The organism is Agrobacterium sp. 22-209-1 (genome assembly GCF_053522485.1).
The window spans coordinates 527,546-543,101 of sequence record NZ_JBNWCH010000001.1; the positions used below are offsets into that span (position 1 = coordinate 527,546).

General features: G+C 58.8%; 11 protein-coding genes. 8 read left to right on the forward strand and 3 right to left on the reverse strand.

Going from position 1 to position 15,556, the window contains the following annotated elements:
* Positions 1-83: 83 nt before the first annotated feature.
* Positions 84-1,319, reverse strand: a complete 1,236-nt coding sequence (locus ACQZ48_RS02395) for a glycosyltransferase family 4 protein (RefSeq protein WP_077985177.1) — start codon at positions 1,317-1,319, stop codon at positions 84-86.
* A gap of 479 nt (positions 1,320-1,798) precedes the next feature.
* Between ACQZ48_RS02395 and ACQZ48_RS02400 the strand changes: the two genes are divergently transcribed.
* The 7 genes from ACQZ48_RS02400 to ACQZ48_RS02430 all read left to right on the forward strand — a co-directional run bounded on the left by ACQZ48_RS02400 (position 1,799) and on the right by ACQZ48_RS02430 (position 11,421).
* Complete coding sequence (locus ACQZ48_RS02400; protein WP_191216710.1) at positions 1,799-3,127, forward strand: hypothetical protein; 1,329 nt, start codon at positions 1,799-1,801, stop codon at positions 3,125-3,127.
* 144 nt (positions 3,128-3,271) lie between these two features.
* The gene (locus ACQZ48_RS02405) at positions 3,272-4,384 is read left to right on the forward strand and encodes an acyltransferase family protein (protein WP_077985178.1); all 1,113 of its coding nucleotides are present in this window, start codon (positions 3,272-3,274) and stop codon (positions 4,382-4,384) included.
* 180 nt (positions 4,385-4,564) lie between these two features.
* Positions 4,565-5,458, forward strand: coding sequence for a hypothetical protein (locus ACQZ48_RS02410; protein ID WP_191216711.1), 894 nt, complete (start codon positions 4,565-4,567; stop codon positions 5,456-5,458).
* A 130-nt stretch (positions 5,459-5,588) separates the two neighbouring features.
* The gene (locus ACQZ48_RS02415) at positions 5,589-7,850 is read left to right on the forward strand and encodes a polysaccharide biosynthesis tyrosine autokinase (RefSeq protein ID WP_191216712.1); all 2,262 of its coding nucleotides are present in this window, start codon (positions 5,589-5,591) and stop codon (positions 7,848-7,850) included.
* Positions 7,837-8,514, forward strand: a complete 678-nt coding sequence (locus ACQZ48_RS02420; protein WP_077985181.1) for a hypothetical protein — start codon at positions 7,837-7,839, stop codon at positions 8,512-8,514. The genes ACQZ48_RS02415 and ACQZ48_RS02420 overlap by 14 nt, the downstream gene beginning before the upstream one ends.
* A 79-nt stretch (positions 8,515-8,593) precedes the next feature.
* Positions 8,594-10,165, forward strand: a complete 1,572-nt coding sequence (locus ACQZ48_RS02425) for an O-antigen ligase family protein (protein ID WP_374637372.1) — start codon at positions 8,594-8,596, stop codon at positions 10,163-10,165.
* A 56-nt stretch (positions 10,166-10,221) separates the two neighbouring features.
* Positions 10,222-11,421 (forward strand): glycosyltransferase family 4 protein, encoded by a 1,200-nt coding sequence (locus tag ACQZ48_RS02430; protein WP_448728462.1) that lies wholly within the window; start codon positions 10,222-10,224, stop codon positions 11,419-11,421.
* A gap of 21 nt (positions 11,422-11,442) precedes the next feature.
* Here ACQZ48_RS02430 and ACQZ48_RS02435 read toward each other — a convergent pair whose 3' ends face one another.
* The gene (locus ACQZ48_RS02435) at positions 11,443-12,540 is read right to left on the reverse strand and encodes a glycosyltransferase family 4 protein (protein WP_191216715.1); all 1,098 of its coding nucleotides are present in this window, start codon (positions 12,538-12,540) and stop codon (positions 11,443-11,445) included.
* A 55-nt stretch (positions 12,541-12,595) separates the two neighbouring features.
* Positions 12,596-13,744, reverse strand: a complete 1,149-nt coding sequence (locus ACQZ48_RS02440) for a glycosyltransferase family 4 protein (protein ID WP_191216716.1) — start codon at positions 13,742-13,744, stop codon at positions 12,596-12,598.
* A gap of 414 nt (positions 13,745-14,158) precedes the next feature.
* On the opposite strand from ACQZ48_RS02440, the gene ACQZ48_RS02445 reads away from it, so the two are divergent.
* Positions 14,159-15,496 carry an SGNH/GDSL hydrolase family protein gene (locus ACQZ48_RS02445; protein ID WP_448728463.1) on the forward strand — a complete coding sequence of 446 codons (1,338 nt, stop codon included), beginning with the start codon at positions 14,159-14,161 and terminating at the stop codon, positions 15,494-15,496.
* Positions 15,497-15,556: the final 60 nt, after the last annotated feature.

Here is a 15,556-nt window from a genome sequence, read left to right on the forward strand (position 1 = left end):
AAGCGGAGGCTGCCCTTATTGCTTCCCGCCATATGCCCTCTCCTTCAAAGAAAACCGCGGCAACGGACCGGGTCCGTTGCCGGTTAAGATGCACGCAGGGTTCGGCTTTGCCTGCTGCTCGTCAGGACGTCCTCATAGAGTTTCACATAATTTTCGCCGACCCGACGCGAGGTGGATTCCTCGACGATGTTTCCGAAATCCGCCTCCGTCGGCAATTCTTCGCGCGAGAGCGTCAGCACGCGGCGGATACGGGCGGCAAGGTCGGTGGCGTTGCCCGGTTCGAACAGCCAGTCATGGTTGGTCTCGCCGATCAGCTCCGGAATGCCGCCGGAGGCTGCGCCGATGACCGGCACGCCCATGGCATAAGCCTCGTAGATCGTGCGTGGCGAAGGCTCGGCCCAGAAGGAAGGGACGATGAGCACATCGATCTCTTCGAGAAACTCCTTCGGTTTCGCCCAGCCGACGAATTCGATCGGCAGATCGCCGGCCTGAGCCGTGAAACGCTCGATCGAATCGTCCATCGCATGGCCGGCGACCAGACAGCGCCAGTTCCCGTGACCGATTTCCCTGAAGGCATCGACCATGTTGCCGACGCCTTTTTCCGTATTGATACGGCCGATATAACCGAAGGTCAGCGGCCGGCCAGTGCGGTCGATCTGCCGGCGGGCGACCGGATCGCCCTCCGGAACCGTGCAGGAATAGAAGATAACGCGGCGCAGGTTTTCCGGGATGTGACGGAAAAGCCCGTGATTGACATGCGTCTTGAGGATTTCAGTGCCGACGCTTGCGACAGCGCTGATATAACGCTGGGTGAATTTCTTGGTGAAATTCACCGCCTGACAGCCGAGATGGATGTGCTCGCAGGGCTTGCCGCCCTTGAACATGGCGGCATTGCCGCACAGGAGATCATATTCGCAGATCGTGTGAACGATCGGAATGCCGCGCTTATGCGCCGCCCGCCACACCAGCGTCGTCACATCCAGCAGCGAATGGGTGTTGAGAACGTCAGGCTTGAAATCGTCGAGGACGGCCTCGAACTGTTTTTCGACGTCGAAATTCCACTGCTGCTTGAGCTTCTGCATGCGCCGCTGCTGCGGCGAATATTGCGGCCAGTCCTCAAGCCAGAAATCGTTATTATGGAACATGCGGTAGACGGAGACGCCGTTGCGCATGGTTTTCGGTTCGGCCTGCCGCTCGATACAGGCGGCGCCGACCGTATGTCCCATGGAGACGAGTTCCTCGGCGAGATGTTCGACCGAACGCTCGCATCCACCAACGATATGCGGCGGATAAAGGCTGCTAAGATGGAGAATTCTCATGCGGATACGCTCTGTTTTCCTTCATCGAAAATCTATGGCGTCCATCCCGGGCTCGTTTGTCTCCCTTCATTCCAGGAGACCAGTGAGACATCTGCAAAAATATAAAGAGCCGGAGCAGAACTAATGTTTGAAAATATGAATTACCAAAATCTACTTTTCAAAAAGCACGGGAATCGACGCTATTTCAAGTGATTTTTTTTGCGGCGCGGCAAAAGCCATGCGGTGTTGCGAAAAGAACCGACCTCGTGTTACGGTTTAGCCACTTTAAAGTGCAGGCAATCGGCAATCGGTTGCGTTGCAGGCAATGATTTAACTGAAATTCATAATATCATTTTATTTCAAAGAGATGGATTTTGGGCGGCCGCAAATGCCAAGATTTCCGGACCATTTTGATATCGAGACCGGGCAACCGTGACCGCCATTCAAACGGCGACGCCCATGTGACGGCGTCTGTCTTATCGTTTCTCAAGGAGGCGCAGATGAATGGAAGAACGCCAGCCACGATGGGTGGCCTGACGCGGCGCAACCTGCTTTCAGCAGCACCCCTTGCATTGGTCGCCGCCTCGGGTCTTAGCGCTACTTCGGCAAGGGCGCAGAGACTTGCTTCGGCCGGTACCGAAGCCTTTCTCGACAGTGTCGGGGTGTGCGGTCACTTCACCCGCCCCACGGGCGTCTATCCGGAACGGTTCGACCGGATCGTGCCCGAGCTCGAAGCGCTGGGCGTCCGGCATCTGCGTGACGACGGGCTCATCGCCGCAAGAGACAGTCGCGACAGCCCCGTCTTTCGGCGGCTGCGACGGATCGTGGCGGCTGGCGTTCGCCTCCACGTCATCTGTTACGACAATCTCAACCCTTACGTTTCCACGCCGCTCGACAGGCTCATGGATTTTTACGATTGGTGCGATGCGGGTATCGATATTTTCGAAGGCAGCAATGAACCCAACCTGACGAAGGACCCGCAAAATGCTCCGCGCATTTCGGCGGAGCATCAGGCGGCGCTGCACGACACCATCCGCTCGGTTCCGCGCCTGAGTGCGGTGCCCGTTGCGGCGCCAAGTTATGTCCTGTCGAACAGAGCGCTGGCGCTGGATCTGAAAAATGCCTGCGATTACGGCAATATCCACCCTTATGCCGGGATGGAGCATCCCGAAACCACCGGTCCGGGGGCGCTCTCTAAATCCGTCGCCGCTTCGGCGCATATAGCGGCCGGCAGGCCGGTGCTCGCCACGGAAATGGGTTACCATACCTCTCTGCAGACCAGGACATTTCATTTCCCCGTCACCGAAGGCATCAAGGCGCGCTATATGCCGCGCATGCTGCTCTGGTGTTTCATCAGCGGCATCCGCCGGTCCTACATCTATGAAATGGTTTCAAGCTTCGCCGCCGATGAGACAAACCCGGAATCCTCCTTCGGCCTGCTACGCCATGATCTAAGCCGCACCCCCGCTTACGAGGCCGTTCGCATCCTTCTTTCCCTTTGCAGGGCGGAACGGCAGACCGGACCGACGGAACGACAGCTCGATTTCCTTACCGGCGATTCCCAAAGGTTGACCCTGCACCTTACAAGACCGGACGGTGCTCTGCTCGTGCCTGTCTGGCTTGGAATTTCCGGCTGGCAGTGGCCGGCCCGCATCGAAAACCCGCCCGCCGAACGGGTTGCCACATTTTCGGTGGCCGGCCAGCATAGTCACGTTATCGCACACCGTTTCCGCGATGACGGCTCCGTGAGCCAGCAGACAATGACGCAGGAAAGCGGGCAATACCGGCTTTCCGTCAGCGACCAGCTTACGGTTCTGGAAGTCTTCTGACTGATGCGGAGGAAATGCCGCATCGCAAAATTGTGTGTATCGCGTCGCGCTATTGCATGATAGCCTGCTTGAATACTGGACTTCCGCCCCGCAGAAGCGGGTGCGATATAATACTAAATATATCTTTATTTTTATAGATTGACGATGATGAAAAATTTTAAGAAAGCGCCCGCTGCCGGCGCGCAGCGTCTCGATGTCCTTCAGCTAATGCGCGCCGTTGCGGCAACCATGGTCGTTGCGCTGCACGCGGACGTGAACTGGCCATTCACACTTTTTCCATTGCATCTGCTGAGGCTGGGAGGCGGTGTCGACCTGTTTTTTGTCATTTCCGGCTTCGTCATCGTTTATGCATCCCGGCCCTATTTTGCCGCGACGGGCGGTCGTTCCGCATTTCTGCTGCGCCGGTTCCTCCGCATCGTCCCGCTTTACTGGTTTGTGCTGACCCTGCGACTCGCCATGGCCGCCAGCGTGACCATTATCAGCGCAAAGGCCTTTCCGCCACTACAGTCGATCCTCACCTCCTACCTGTTTATTCCCTATGACAGCATGGGTTATGGCGACGCCTATCCGTTTCCGCTGATCGATCTCGGCTGGACGCTGAATTACGAGATGTTCTTTTACATCGTTTTCGCAGCGTTCATCTTCCTGCCGCTGGAGCGCGCGGTTTTCACGACAGCCGGCGTGTTGTTTGCCGCCGTCATGATCGGCTCCGCATTCGATCTCGGCCTGCCGTTCAGCTTCTGGTTCCAGCCGATCATTCTCGAATTTGTCGCCGGCATGTTCATCGCGGTCCTCTTCCTGCGAGGCGTTCGCCTGCCGCCCCTGCTCGGACTTGCAACGGCCCTGTGCGGCATGGCAATCTGGATGCTCACCGATCTGAACAGGATAGGGTTCAAGTGCGATCCGGGCTGTTATTCGTTTTCGCGGCTGCTGGTTTTCGGCGGCGGCGCGATTTTGCTGATGTCGGCGGCGACCTTGACCAGAAACATCTCCCTGCCCCGTTTCGCCCAGCCGCTGGCGAAACTCGGCGATTCATCCTATGCGCTTTACCTGCTACACCCCTTTATCTTCCGGGGTTTCAAGATCGCGCTCGGCGGCGTGACGTTCCCGCCCGAATGGGGCAACCTCGTTTATCTCGTCATCGTCGTCAGCACCGTCGCCATAGCCCATGTCTTTCACGTCCTTGTCGAGACGCCGGCCAATATCTGGCTGCGTGACCGGCTGATAACGTCACCACGGAAAGTCGCCGTGTCATGAACAAACCGAAACAAGGCAAGGGCAACTGTTAACAATAGCTGAGGGTTTCCGCAGCAAGTTTATTTAGTGCTTGATCCTTTGCTTGGGCTGTGCGATTTAGAAGGAAATTTTAGATGTTGGGTAAACTTGCCTGGCATTGGATGTATTTAAAGTCGTATTTTAAAAGATTTGGAGAGTTGGATGCCCCGCATTCGTAACGGCTCGATGCTCGTTGGTGCGATGTTCATCGCCAACATGGGTCTGTTTTCCGTTGTCGCCAACGCACAGAACGTGGAAACTGCACCGCAGCAGACGCCCTCCGTTGAGAGCGGGGCAACAGGCGGGCCCGTCAAGGCCGCCGATGAAACCACCGCCGCATTTCTGAACCGCGTCAACACCAGCAGTCCGGACACGGTTTCGATTGCAACGGCGGAACTGTTCAAGCAGTCTCCGACGCAGGGGATGATCAGTGATCTGATCACCATCGCCTCCAGCACGGATGCGGCAACGGCCGATGTAACCGGAAAAGTGACGAGCGGATTTCCGATCATCGCCGTGTCCACCAGCGCAGCGCAGTTCTCCGAACAGCTTTCCGGCCTCATCCTGAGTGACTCCGGCCAGCTGCCCACCATCGTCGCACTGGCCCAAAAGGTCGGTAACAAGGACTTCTCCGAAGTCGTCGGCGAAGGCTTGGCGCTTGCCCATGCTACCGCAATGAGGAACGGCAATACGATACTGGCAGCCGCCATTCAGTTGCAGACAAAGGGCGCAAACGTGCCCGCCGATCTTCTGATCGCCTTTAGCGAGAATATCCAAGGAACGGCTGCCGGTCCGGCCGCCCCTGCGGCTGCCGCGGCGACGGCATCGCCGATCGGCGGAGCCGGTTCCTCGCCGGCAAGCGCCAACAGCATCGGCGGTTCGGGAACGGCGGGCGCCGCAGATGGCACCGCACAGGCGGGCGGCGGAAGCGCACCTGTCGGCGGCGGCGGTAGTGGCGGAACGACAGGCAGCACCGGCACGTCCTTTTTCACCACGATCAACAATTTCTTCTCGACCGGCAGCACCACCACGCCTGTCAGCACAAGTCCCGTTTGAGTTTGGCTTTGTCGCCTTTCCCGCGGGGAAGGCTGCCGCCAGTTCTGTGATGCAACCGTGACTTGGCGGGCGCTGCGCCCGCCGAAAAGAGCGAGGCTGACAGTTGTTGCAAAGGCACGATCCCCTGACGATGGCTGACTACGATAAAGGCGGGCTGACGTCCGAGTTTATCGATATCGACGCCGTTCTTGCAATGATCCGCCGACAATGGCGCATCGTGCTTGCCGCGGTCGCAGTCGCCGGGGCAATCGGCCTCGCTTTTGCGGCAACGGCCGTTCCGATCTATTCGGCGACGGCGACGCTGCTGATCGACCGCAATAACAGCCAGATTGTCGAACAGCTTTCGACGATTGGCGGCGTCATAGAGGATGAAGCTTCCATTCTCAGCCAGGTCGAGGTTCTGCAATCGGAAACCATCGGGCTTGCCGTCGTCGATAGTCTCAACCTCACCGAAAACCAGGAATTCAGGGCAACACGCGCATCACTTCTAGGCTCGATATTCGGCACCATCCGCTCACTCGTCAATGTTTCCCAATGGTTCTCGCCAGCGAAGAAAAAAGAGGCGGTGGTTGACGATGGAACCCTGAAGAGAGCGCTGTCGGACCAGCTGCTCAACGGCCTCAGTGTCAAGCGCATCGGCCGGACCTACGCGCTGGAACTCACCTATAATTCGACATCGCCGGTTCTCGCCGCGCAGATCGTCAATGCCGTGGCCTCGGCCTATCTGCTGGATAAGCTGAATTCCAAATACGAGGCGACGAGGCGCGCCAGCGACTGGTTGTCCGACCGTATTGCGGAGTTGCGCCAGCGGGCGCTCGAAACCGATCTGGCCGTGCAGAAGTTTCGCGCCGAACATAATCTGATCTCGGCCGGCGTTAACGGCCTGCTCTCCGATCAGCAGCTGGCGGAATCCAACAGCGCGCTGATCCTGGCGCAGTCGGAAACGGCCAGGGCGCGGGCGCGGGTGCAACGCATCGAACATATTCTCGCCACCGACGATGTCGATGCAGTCGTTACCGATATTCTCGACAGCTCGGTCGCCAACGATCTGCGCAAAAAATATCTCGAAGCCTCCAAGACTGAGGCGGAAATTACCAGCAGGCTCGGCAGCAACCACATTCAGGCGGTACGTCTGCGCAATGAAATGCAGGAATACCGCCGGCTGATGTTCCAGGAAATCAGCCGCATCGCGCAAAGTTACAAAAGCGATCTGGAAGTCTCGGAAGCGAGGGAAAAGTCGCTCGCCGAAAGTGTCGCCAAGGCGACCGACATCAGCAACTCCGCCAGCGAGACACAGGTTCAGCTGCGCGAATTGCAGCGTGAAGCCGAAACCTACAAGAACATGTACCAGACCTTCCTGCAGCGATATCAGGAAGCGATGCAGCAGCAATCCTTCCCCGTGACGGAGGCGCGGGTGATTTCCAAGGCGATGCCGCCCAGAATCCCGAGCAAGCCGAACAAAACCATGATTTTGGCGCTGTTCATGATCATGGGCGCCGCAGCAGGCGGCGGCATTGCCGTGTTCCGCGAATTCCGGGATCGTTTTTTCCGCACCGGGGAACAGGTCCGTGATGTTCTTGGGCTGGAATTCCTCGGCAATACCCCGCTCATCCAGAACAACAAGGCCATAATAGAAGATCAGGAAGGCGGCCATCCGGCCCTGACGCGCCCCACCAGCGTTGCGCGCTATGCGGTCGACCATCCGCTCTCCTCTTTCGCCGAAACCCTGCGCAGCACCAGGCTTGCCATCGATCTCGGCGTTCCCGCCAAAAGCGGGGCCCGGATTGTCGGCGTCGTCTCGGCCTTACCGAGCGAAGGGAAATCCACGATCTCCATCAACCTTGCGCAGCTGCTCGCCGGGCAGGGTGCGCGGGTCCTCTTGCTGGACGCCGACATTCGCAATCCCGGCGCAACGCGCGCCATGGCGCGTCACGCGAGTGAGGGCCTGCTCGAAGTCCTGCTGGAAGGCCGCAGCGTGCAGGACGTGCTGCTTCATGACGAAAAGACGCGTCTCGCTTTCCTGCCCACGGTGGTCAAACAGCGTGTCCCTCATTCTTCCGAACTGCTGACCTCGGCGCAAATGCACAAGCTGCTGGCCGAAGCGAGCACGGCTTTCGACTATATCATCGTCGACCTGCCGCCGCTCGGGCCGGTGGTCGACGCCCGCGCCATGGCGGGGCGGATCGACGGTTTCATCTTCGTCACGGAATGGGGCAGAACCGCCCGCCGGGCGGTGCGGAACACGGTGGAGAATGAGGTTCATATCCGCAAGAAGTGCCTCGGGGTCATCCTCAACAAGGTGGACACCGAAAAGCTGAAGCTTTACCGCGCCTATGGTTCAAGCGAATATTATCATTCGCGCTATACACGATATTACCATGATCAGGCGTAACGGCGTGACCCGCCTGCGGAAAGCCCTCGCGGTCGTACCGGTTCTCGTCATTTCCATCTTTGTCCTGTCCGTCGCCGCCCAGGCCTTTTCGCAAAGCCGGCGTTTTTCCGATATTGTCGCATTGGCGCGGATCGCCGACGACAATAATGGCCTTGCGCCTGATCTCCTTGCGGAAACAATCCCTGAACTTCAGCCCATCGTCACCGAAAAAATCTGCCGTTCGGATATCGTCAAAGCCGGTCTAAGGCTCGTTCTGGCCGATCTCGATGCGAATGGCGTCGATCCGGCATCCGATTCCGGCGCGGCGCGTCTCGGTTTTGCCGAGACCTTTATTCGCCATTCGCTCTTTTGTTTTCCCGCAAATGGCGATGTCTGGCTGCGTCTTGCCATGGTTCGCTCGCTGCGCAACGCCTCACCCATGGAAGTCACCGTGCTGATGAACTTCTCCCAGCTCTACGGGCCTGCCGATGCCAATCTGATCCGTGGGCGTTTTGTGATGTGGCGGCAATTTCCGAAGAACACCTTGCCCGAGGCCGAGGCGGCCCGCGAGGCGGATACGGCCGTCGTCTGCGGCAAACAGGGGGAAATCCTGCGATGGACCCTGGCGGAGGTTTGTCCAAAGCCAGTACCAGCGGACACAAGACGCCCCGCGCCGCCGTCATGATCTGAAACGATGAAACGGCTGAGCCTCGTCGATATTCGCGGCATAGCTACCACAAACAATTCCGACAAAGCCCAAAGATATGTCGCTCACCGAATCCCGATCAGAACCGCTCCCCTCCTTGCAGACCCCACCGGTGGCGGTTCGGGACTATGTCCGGCCGGTCGCAATAATCGCGTTCTGGGCAATATTTCTGTTGGCGCTTCTCAACCGCGGCGCAACGGAAATCGAAAGTCGCATCGTTGTCACGATGGCGATCTATCTCCTGCTGGCGCCGGCAATCCTGCTGTTCGGGCCGCCAAAGGGCGGTGCAGGCAAAGTACTTACGGCGGCCTGTCTTTTATTGGGAGCGCTTATCGTTCAGGTGCTGTTGCAAGCCTCCTCCATGCCTGGCATCGCGCGCCCCAACCCGGCATGGTCCATCGCTGCCATGTTCATGCAGAATGCGCCAGCCGCCACAATCTCACTGACACCGGCGGATGACCGGATCGGCCTCATGAGCGCCGCCCTGCCCTTCGGCGTCTTCATGACGGGCCTCGTGATTTTCGATAGCGACGAGCGCGCGGCGAAGACGCTGCGATGGTTCGCAATCGCCGGTGGCTGGCTCGCGCTGTTTTCCATCGTGCAATTCGTGCTTTTCCCCGAAGCTCTCGGCTTCATCCAGAAGCGTTTCTATCTCGGCAGCCTCACCGGCCTTTTTGTCAATCGCAATACCGCCGCGACCTTTTTCGGCCTCATCCTTATCACGCTCGCCGCATTGTTACACAAAAGCCTCCTCGCTCCGGATTGGGTCAGGGTAAAGGCGCTCGTGGCAAATCGCCTGACCGTGCCGGTGGAGCAAAAACAGCTCATCCGCAGGGCCGCATTTCTCGGTGTCCTCGCAGGCTTTTGTTTCATCGCATTGATGTTGACGGGATCGCGTGCGGGGATCGGCTCAAGCCTCGCAGCGCTGATTTTACTGATCCTGCTGATTGTGTTCAACTCTCCGGCCAAAACCGGGCGCAATGGGGCCTCCAGCCGGCGCAGGCAGCGCGGGACGAGACGTCGTGCCGCGCTGCTGATTGCTGTCGCCATCGCCCTCTTCGCCCTTTTCGCCAACCGGGTGGCGCTTCGCATGGAAATGCGTTTGGAAGACGATATGCGCTTTTGCTACATGCCGGGCATCGCACGCGTCATCGCCGACAACTGGCCACAAGGATCAGGTCTGGCAAGCTTTACGGAAATCTATGCGCCCTATCATGTGGCGCGATGTGGGGTGGACGCCGTCGTCACCCATGCCCACAATGTTTACGCCGAGGGATTGCTGACACTCGGTGCAGCCTTCCCGTTTTATCTCGCTTTTTTTGTGCTCATCCAACTGGTGATTTTCATTCGCGGGGCGCTGAAACGCAGAAATTATCGTTATGCCTCTCATCTCGGCCTTGCCGCACTGCTGCTCGTCCTGCTGCATTCAACGCTGGATTTTTCGCTGCAAGTTCCGGGCTTTGCCATGGCCTATGCCGTTTTCCTCGCCCCGGTCGTCACGCTTTGCCTGAACCCGCCCGGAATGGAGCGGGAAGGCCGCAAAAGGCGCAGACAATTTCCAGACGATGCCGCAATGCCGGCGCCGGACCGTTCAGGTCCGACAGTACAAACGCCGCTTCGTCTGCAATAACGGATTTAACGAATGCAAAACAGGTTTCGTGATCTTAAAGGCGCAGGAAATTGAGCATGCGGATATTGCAGATAACCTCGCTATTTTCTCCGGATCGGGTGGGCGGTGCGGAAATATTCGTGGAAGACCTTGCGCGTGGACTTGTGGATAAGGGGCACACGGTCGCGGTGGCCGCCATCTCACGTGAAGAGCAGGCAGGGGAACAACGCGATGGTTTCACCATTCACCGCCTCGGGCATACCACGCCGTTCTTTATCGGCGACTGGGGGCAGCAACCGGAATGGAAACGAAAATATTATAAGATCGCCGTTCAACTGGATCTGCGCCTCGTTCGCAGGCTTGCGCGTGTCATCGATGATTTCCGGCCTGACGTGGTCAATACGCATTCGCTGTCTGAACTGACGCCGCTGATCTGGCCGATGATCCGCAGGCGCAGCGTTCCGCTGGTTCATTCGCTGCATGATTTCACGAGCATGTGCACCAATGGCTCCCTGTTTCATGACGGGCATATCTGCGACGGCGGCAGCAAAAAATGCCGTGCGTTTTCTTACCTCCACCGGCGTTGCCAATGCGCGGTCGATGCTGTCGCCGGCGTTGGTCGCGATATCGTCGAACGCCACATCCGGGCCGGTTTTTTCACCCATATACGGGAAAACCGCCGCGCGGTGATCTGGAACGCCATCTCACCGCCAGATTCGCCGGAACCGCGCATTGCCCGCACACCCGGCAACCCTCTGGTTTTCGGCTATCTGGGCCGCATCGAAGCACCGAAAGGGGCTGACTTGCTGATAGAAGCGTTGCGGCTTTTGCCGCCGCAGGGCTGGCGCGCGGTCATGGCAGGGCGCGCGCCGGAAGGTATCGAGATCTATCAACAAAAGGCAGCCGGCCTACCGGTCGACTTTCCGGGCTATGTGGAGGCCGATCATTTCTTCGCCGGCATAGATTGCCTCATCGTGCCGCCCCTATGGCCGGAGGCCTTTGGCCGCACCGTTGCTGAAGCCATTCTGCGCGGCGTACCCGTCATCGGCGCAAATCTTGCGGGTGTCGCCGAACAGATCGGCGCGGACAGGCCGGAACGCCTGTTCACCCCAGGTAATGCCACCGAACTGGCCGCGCGCTTGGCGGAGGCTATACGCAATCCCGCCATGCTTGCGGAAACGCTTGAGACCCGGGAACGAATTCGCCAAGGCGTTGAGCCACGTGGGGTCGTCGCGGCCTATGAAAAGCTCTATGCGGATGTGTGCAAAACCGCATGATCGTGACGACGGCGTCCCTCCTCAGGCGGCTTCTTGCTTGAAGAGTTGCGCGTAGTTCTCCGCAGCCTTCTGCCACGAATATGATTTGCGGTTTTCATAACCCGCCTGACGGAGATTTTCTGCCAGCTCCGGATTATCCAAAAGTCGCTCAAGCGCGATGACGAGGCTTTGAGCATCCGACGGATCGAAAGTCAGGGCGCCTTCGCCGGCAATCTCCGGTGTTGCCGAACGATTGGAGCAGACGACCGGGCATCCTAGCTGCTGCGCCTCCAGCACCGGCAGACAGAAGCCTTCATAGGTGGAGGGGACGCAAAGGCAGGCTGCGTGACGGTAAAGTTCGGTCAGTTGCCGGTCATCTATACCGGAAAGCCGGATCAGCCGGGCCTGCAACTGCGGATCGTCCAGCGCGCCGGCGATTTCCTCCGCCTCGTCACGGCCAACATGCACGATGCGCAAATCCGGCCATTTTTTGCCTAGTATGGCAAAGGCTTTGCCCAGGAGAGCGAAATTCTTATTGGACGTCGCGTTTCCGACCGCCAGTATGTAGCGTCCGGGAACAGGCGGCACCGTGTCGAAAGCCCCGGGATCGACATTCAGCGTGCTGTCGGAATGAATGGTGATGCTCTTACCGACAGCGGCGGGATAGAAACGCCCGAGGTCCTTCCGCGTCGCTTCGGATACGCAGACGATCCGATCCGAACCGGCCATCATCAGCTTGAAGATGAAATCAGTCGTCAGGGTCGCCCGCCAGCCGATCTGTTCCGGAATGGTTTTGAAATAAAGATCATGAACAAGTGTGAGACGCCGTTTGCCGCCGAGGGGACTTCCGAAAGGATCGGCATTAAAAAGCACATCGATGCCATGCCGGCGGCAGAGCGCGGGCAGCGTCACCGCCTGACGCACCACATCGAAAACCATGACGCGCGGCCGTGGGGTCTCGATGAGCTGCAACCGGCTGTCGCGCAGGTTTTCAGGCAGTTGCGCCCGCATCCAGGGAGAGCGCAGAACATAGTCATCGGTCGTCTGTTCCAGCAGCCGCTCCAGCAGACTGAAGGTCACGCGGGCCACACCGGAGGCCTTGCCGCCATATTGGCTCGGCATGTTTATGAGAATGCGCATCCTGGCCCTTCCGCCTGCCGGCATTGCCTGTTCCTGTCGATCGCCGCGCGAAACCTCACGCCGCCTCCGTCAGCAGCGCTGAAACGGAGCGGCAGGTTTCCTCCAGTGAGAAACGCTGGCTCACATCCTCCCGCCCCTTTCGCGCCAGCCTTTCCGCCAGAGCCGGTTGCGACAGTATGCGGCCGATCGCCGCTGCCAGCGCCGACGCATTCCCCGGCGGCACAAGAAGGCCGGTTTCGCCGTCACGGATGATTTCGGTAACACCGCCGCCGCGCGTGGCGACAACCGGACGCCCGCACATCATCGCCTCCACCACCACCCGGCCGAAGGGCTCGGCAACAATCGAGGTATGAGCAACCACATCCATCGCCGCCATCAATTCCGGCACATCCGGGCGGAAACCGAGGAAACGGACGCGGCCGTCGAGACCGAGACGGGACGCCTGTTCGCGGATTCGCGCTTCATACGCTTCCTGCCCGAAAAGCGCACCGCCGACGATGACCGCCTGCACGCCCTCCATCGCCGCAATCGCGTCCAGAAACACATGTTGTCCCTTCCATTCGCTCAGCCGGCCAAAAAGGCCGACAAGCGGTTGCGGACCAAGGCCCAGTTCCGCACGCAGCCGCGCGGCCGCGCCGGGCTCATAAATCCTTGCTTTCGCGGGGTCGAAGCCGTTGTAGACGATGCGAACCTTATCCGCCTCGCCGCCGGCCTCGATGAAAGCGCGGCCCGTCTCCTCGGAGTTGACAGCAACCAGCCTGGCGAAAAGGCGCGCAAATGCCAGCGAGGCCCGGCGATTGGCGGCGCTGAAAGCGGGATCGGTGACAATATCGTGTAAAATCCAGACGAGCGGCCGACGGCTGAACGTCGCGGCCAGCGCACAGACAAAAAGCGCCTTTTGCGAGTTGGCGCAGATCACATCATAGCGCCTCGCCTCCCGGCTCAATTGCCAGGCAACCGCCACCACGTCGGCCGCTCCGCGCAACAGCGCGCCGAAAGACGCATCGCGGCGTATAGACAGCATTTTTTTTCCAGCGGACAGCATGACCGGAGTCCGCCCCGCATCAATGAGATCATCTGCGGCGGCACCGCCACTGAGAAAACAGGCGCGCCAGGAGTGCGGGCCCGCCTTGACGAGGTCCGTCAGAAAAAGTTCGGCGCCACCCTTCTCTCCGGTATGGCTGACGAAAAGAGCCGATGTCATGGCGTCTCCCCCGCCGGATGGAAGGACCCATGACGCATCCGCCTGTAATTGCGGGCACGAACTGACGACCGGCAAAAACAACGAACCTGCCCGAAAGCAACAGGAATATCCTCACCGAAATCTGCGGAAAAACGCATACCGATAGTTAAAAACAACTGAATCAAAGCCCATTTTATTAATAAAATTCAATAATACCAATAGTAATTAGAATAATATTCTATTTCTATATTTCGAGCCAAATCAAAGAAAAATTTACGACGCTCTTTTTCATGCGCTGTTTTCTGTTTCGCCCCCCGCATTTTTCCCCGGGGTCTCGCAGCGGGATTATTCTAAGGCCAGACCAGGAGAGCGAACAATGACACCGCCCGGATACAACATATGCATATATATGGCGCGAACGGAAGAGGTGGCCGCATGATCGGCTTAACGCTCGGCATAGGGTCCCGAAACATGGGCGACGCCGGTCTTTCCCTGACCGCGTTCTCGCCCTTGCGGGCCCGTCTGGCGGCCGGCCAGAATGCCGCGATCTTCGTGAACGGCGACAGCACCGCCCATGCCGAAGCCGGACCATTTCAGCAATTTGCGATGATGCTCGGCGATCTGCACGATACGACTGTTGTGTTATACCGCTGGGCGGAATGGGAGACGAGCGCCGCCACCGGACCAAAAACCTATGCGGCCCCGGTTACGCTGCGCGCCGGCAAGGGGGCGACGCTGACGCTCTATCTTGCGACGCTGCCCGGCGGCATGGCGGGGTACATGCTTGCGGAACAGCGCTCGGCAGCGCTGGAGATTCCCCGTCCCGACCTCTGCATCATGCATCATGGCCACAATATGCAAACTTTCGAAATGCCGGGCAGCATTTTGAGCTCCGGACGAGCCGCGCTGCTCGGACCACTGGGAATGACCGAATGGAAATGGCCAAATGCTCCTCAACTCATCACCACGCAGAACCCGTGGCGTGATGGCACGGGTTACGACAAGGTCTATCAGGCGATCCTCGACCTGGCCCGCTCCCATCCGAATCTCACGCTGCTGGATACGCATGCCGTATTTATGGCGAAGGGCAAGGACGCCGCCCTTTATCGGGACAATATTCACCCCAACGAGGCGGGTTCCTGCCTGGTAGCCCAGGCCCTGCTCGATTCCTATCTGAGGTCGGCACGCGATAACAGCTTCCAGACACCTTGCTGGCCAAGGCTGCCCGCCGCCAATCTCATTGGCAATGGTGATTTCACCGATTGGACTGGTTCCGTCCCGACGGGCTGGGGCATGACTTCGCCAGGTTCCGCCATCCAAACCACCGAAATCATCTTCTCCCCGTCCTTTGCAAGCAGCCTCGCTCTCTATGCAAATGGCAGCCAGACGGCAGGGCTCACACGTTATTTCCGCAATGCGGAGGCCGTCGCGATGATCGGCAGGACCGTTTCCTTCGCCGTTCTTTATAAAAACAACGGAAAGCAGCGTCTGCCCTACATAACGCTGGTTGCAAAAAGCGGCGGCGCAGTCCGGACGATCGTTTGCTCCGCCCTGCAATTTGGAGGGGCCAACATCGCCGGCAATAGCGGCTGGATGTGGGCGATCGCCAACGGGATTGCCATAGACCCCGACATCAACCCGGCGGGGTATGCTTTTTATCTGCGAATCCTTCCGGCATTCGGCACCGGCGCGCCCGGCTCGAATGAGCCACTTCATATTCAGCGCATCATCGCCGTCGAAGGGGATTTGCCGAAAGGTAATCTGATCTCATGACGAAACGATAAAATGTCTTGCGTGGCGGCGCCATCCAGCCCACTAATAGTCGTTATATTA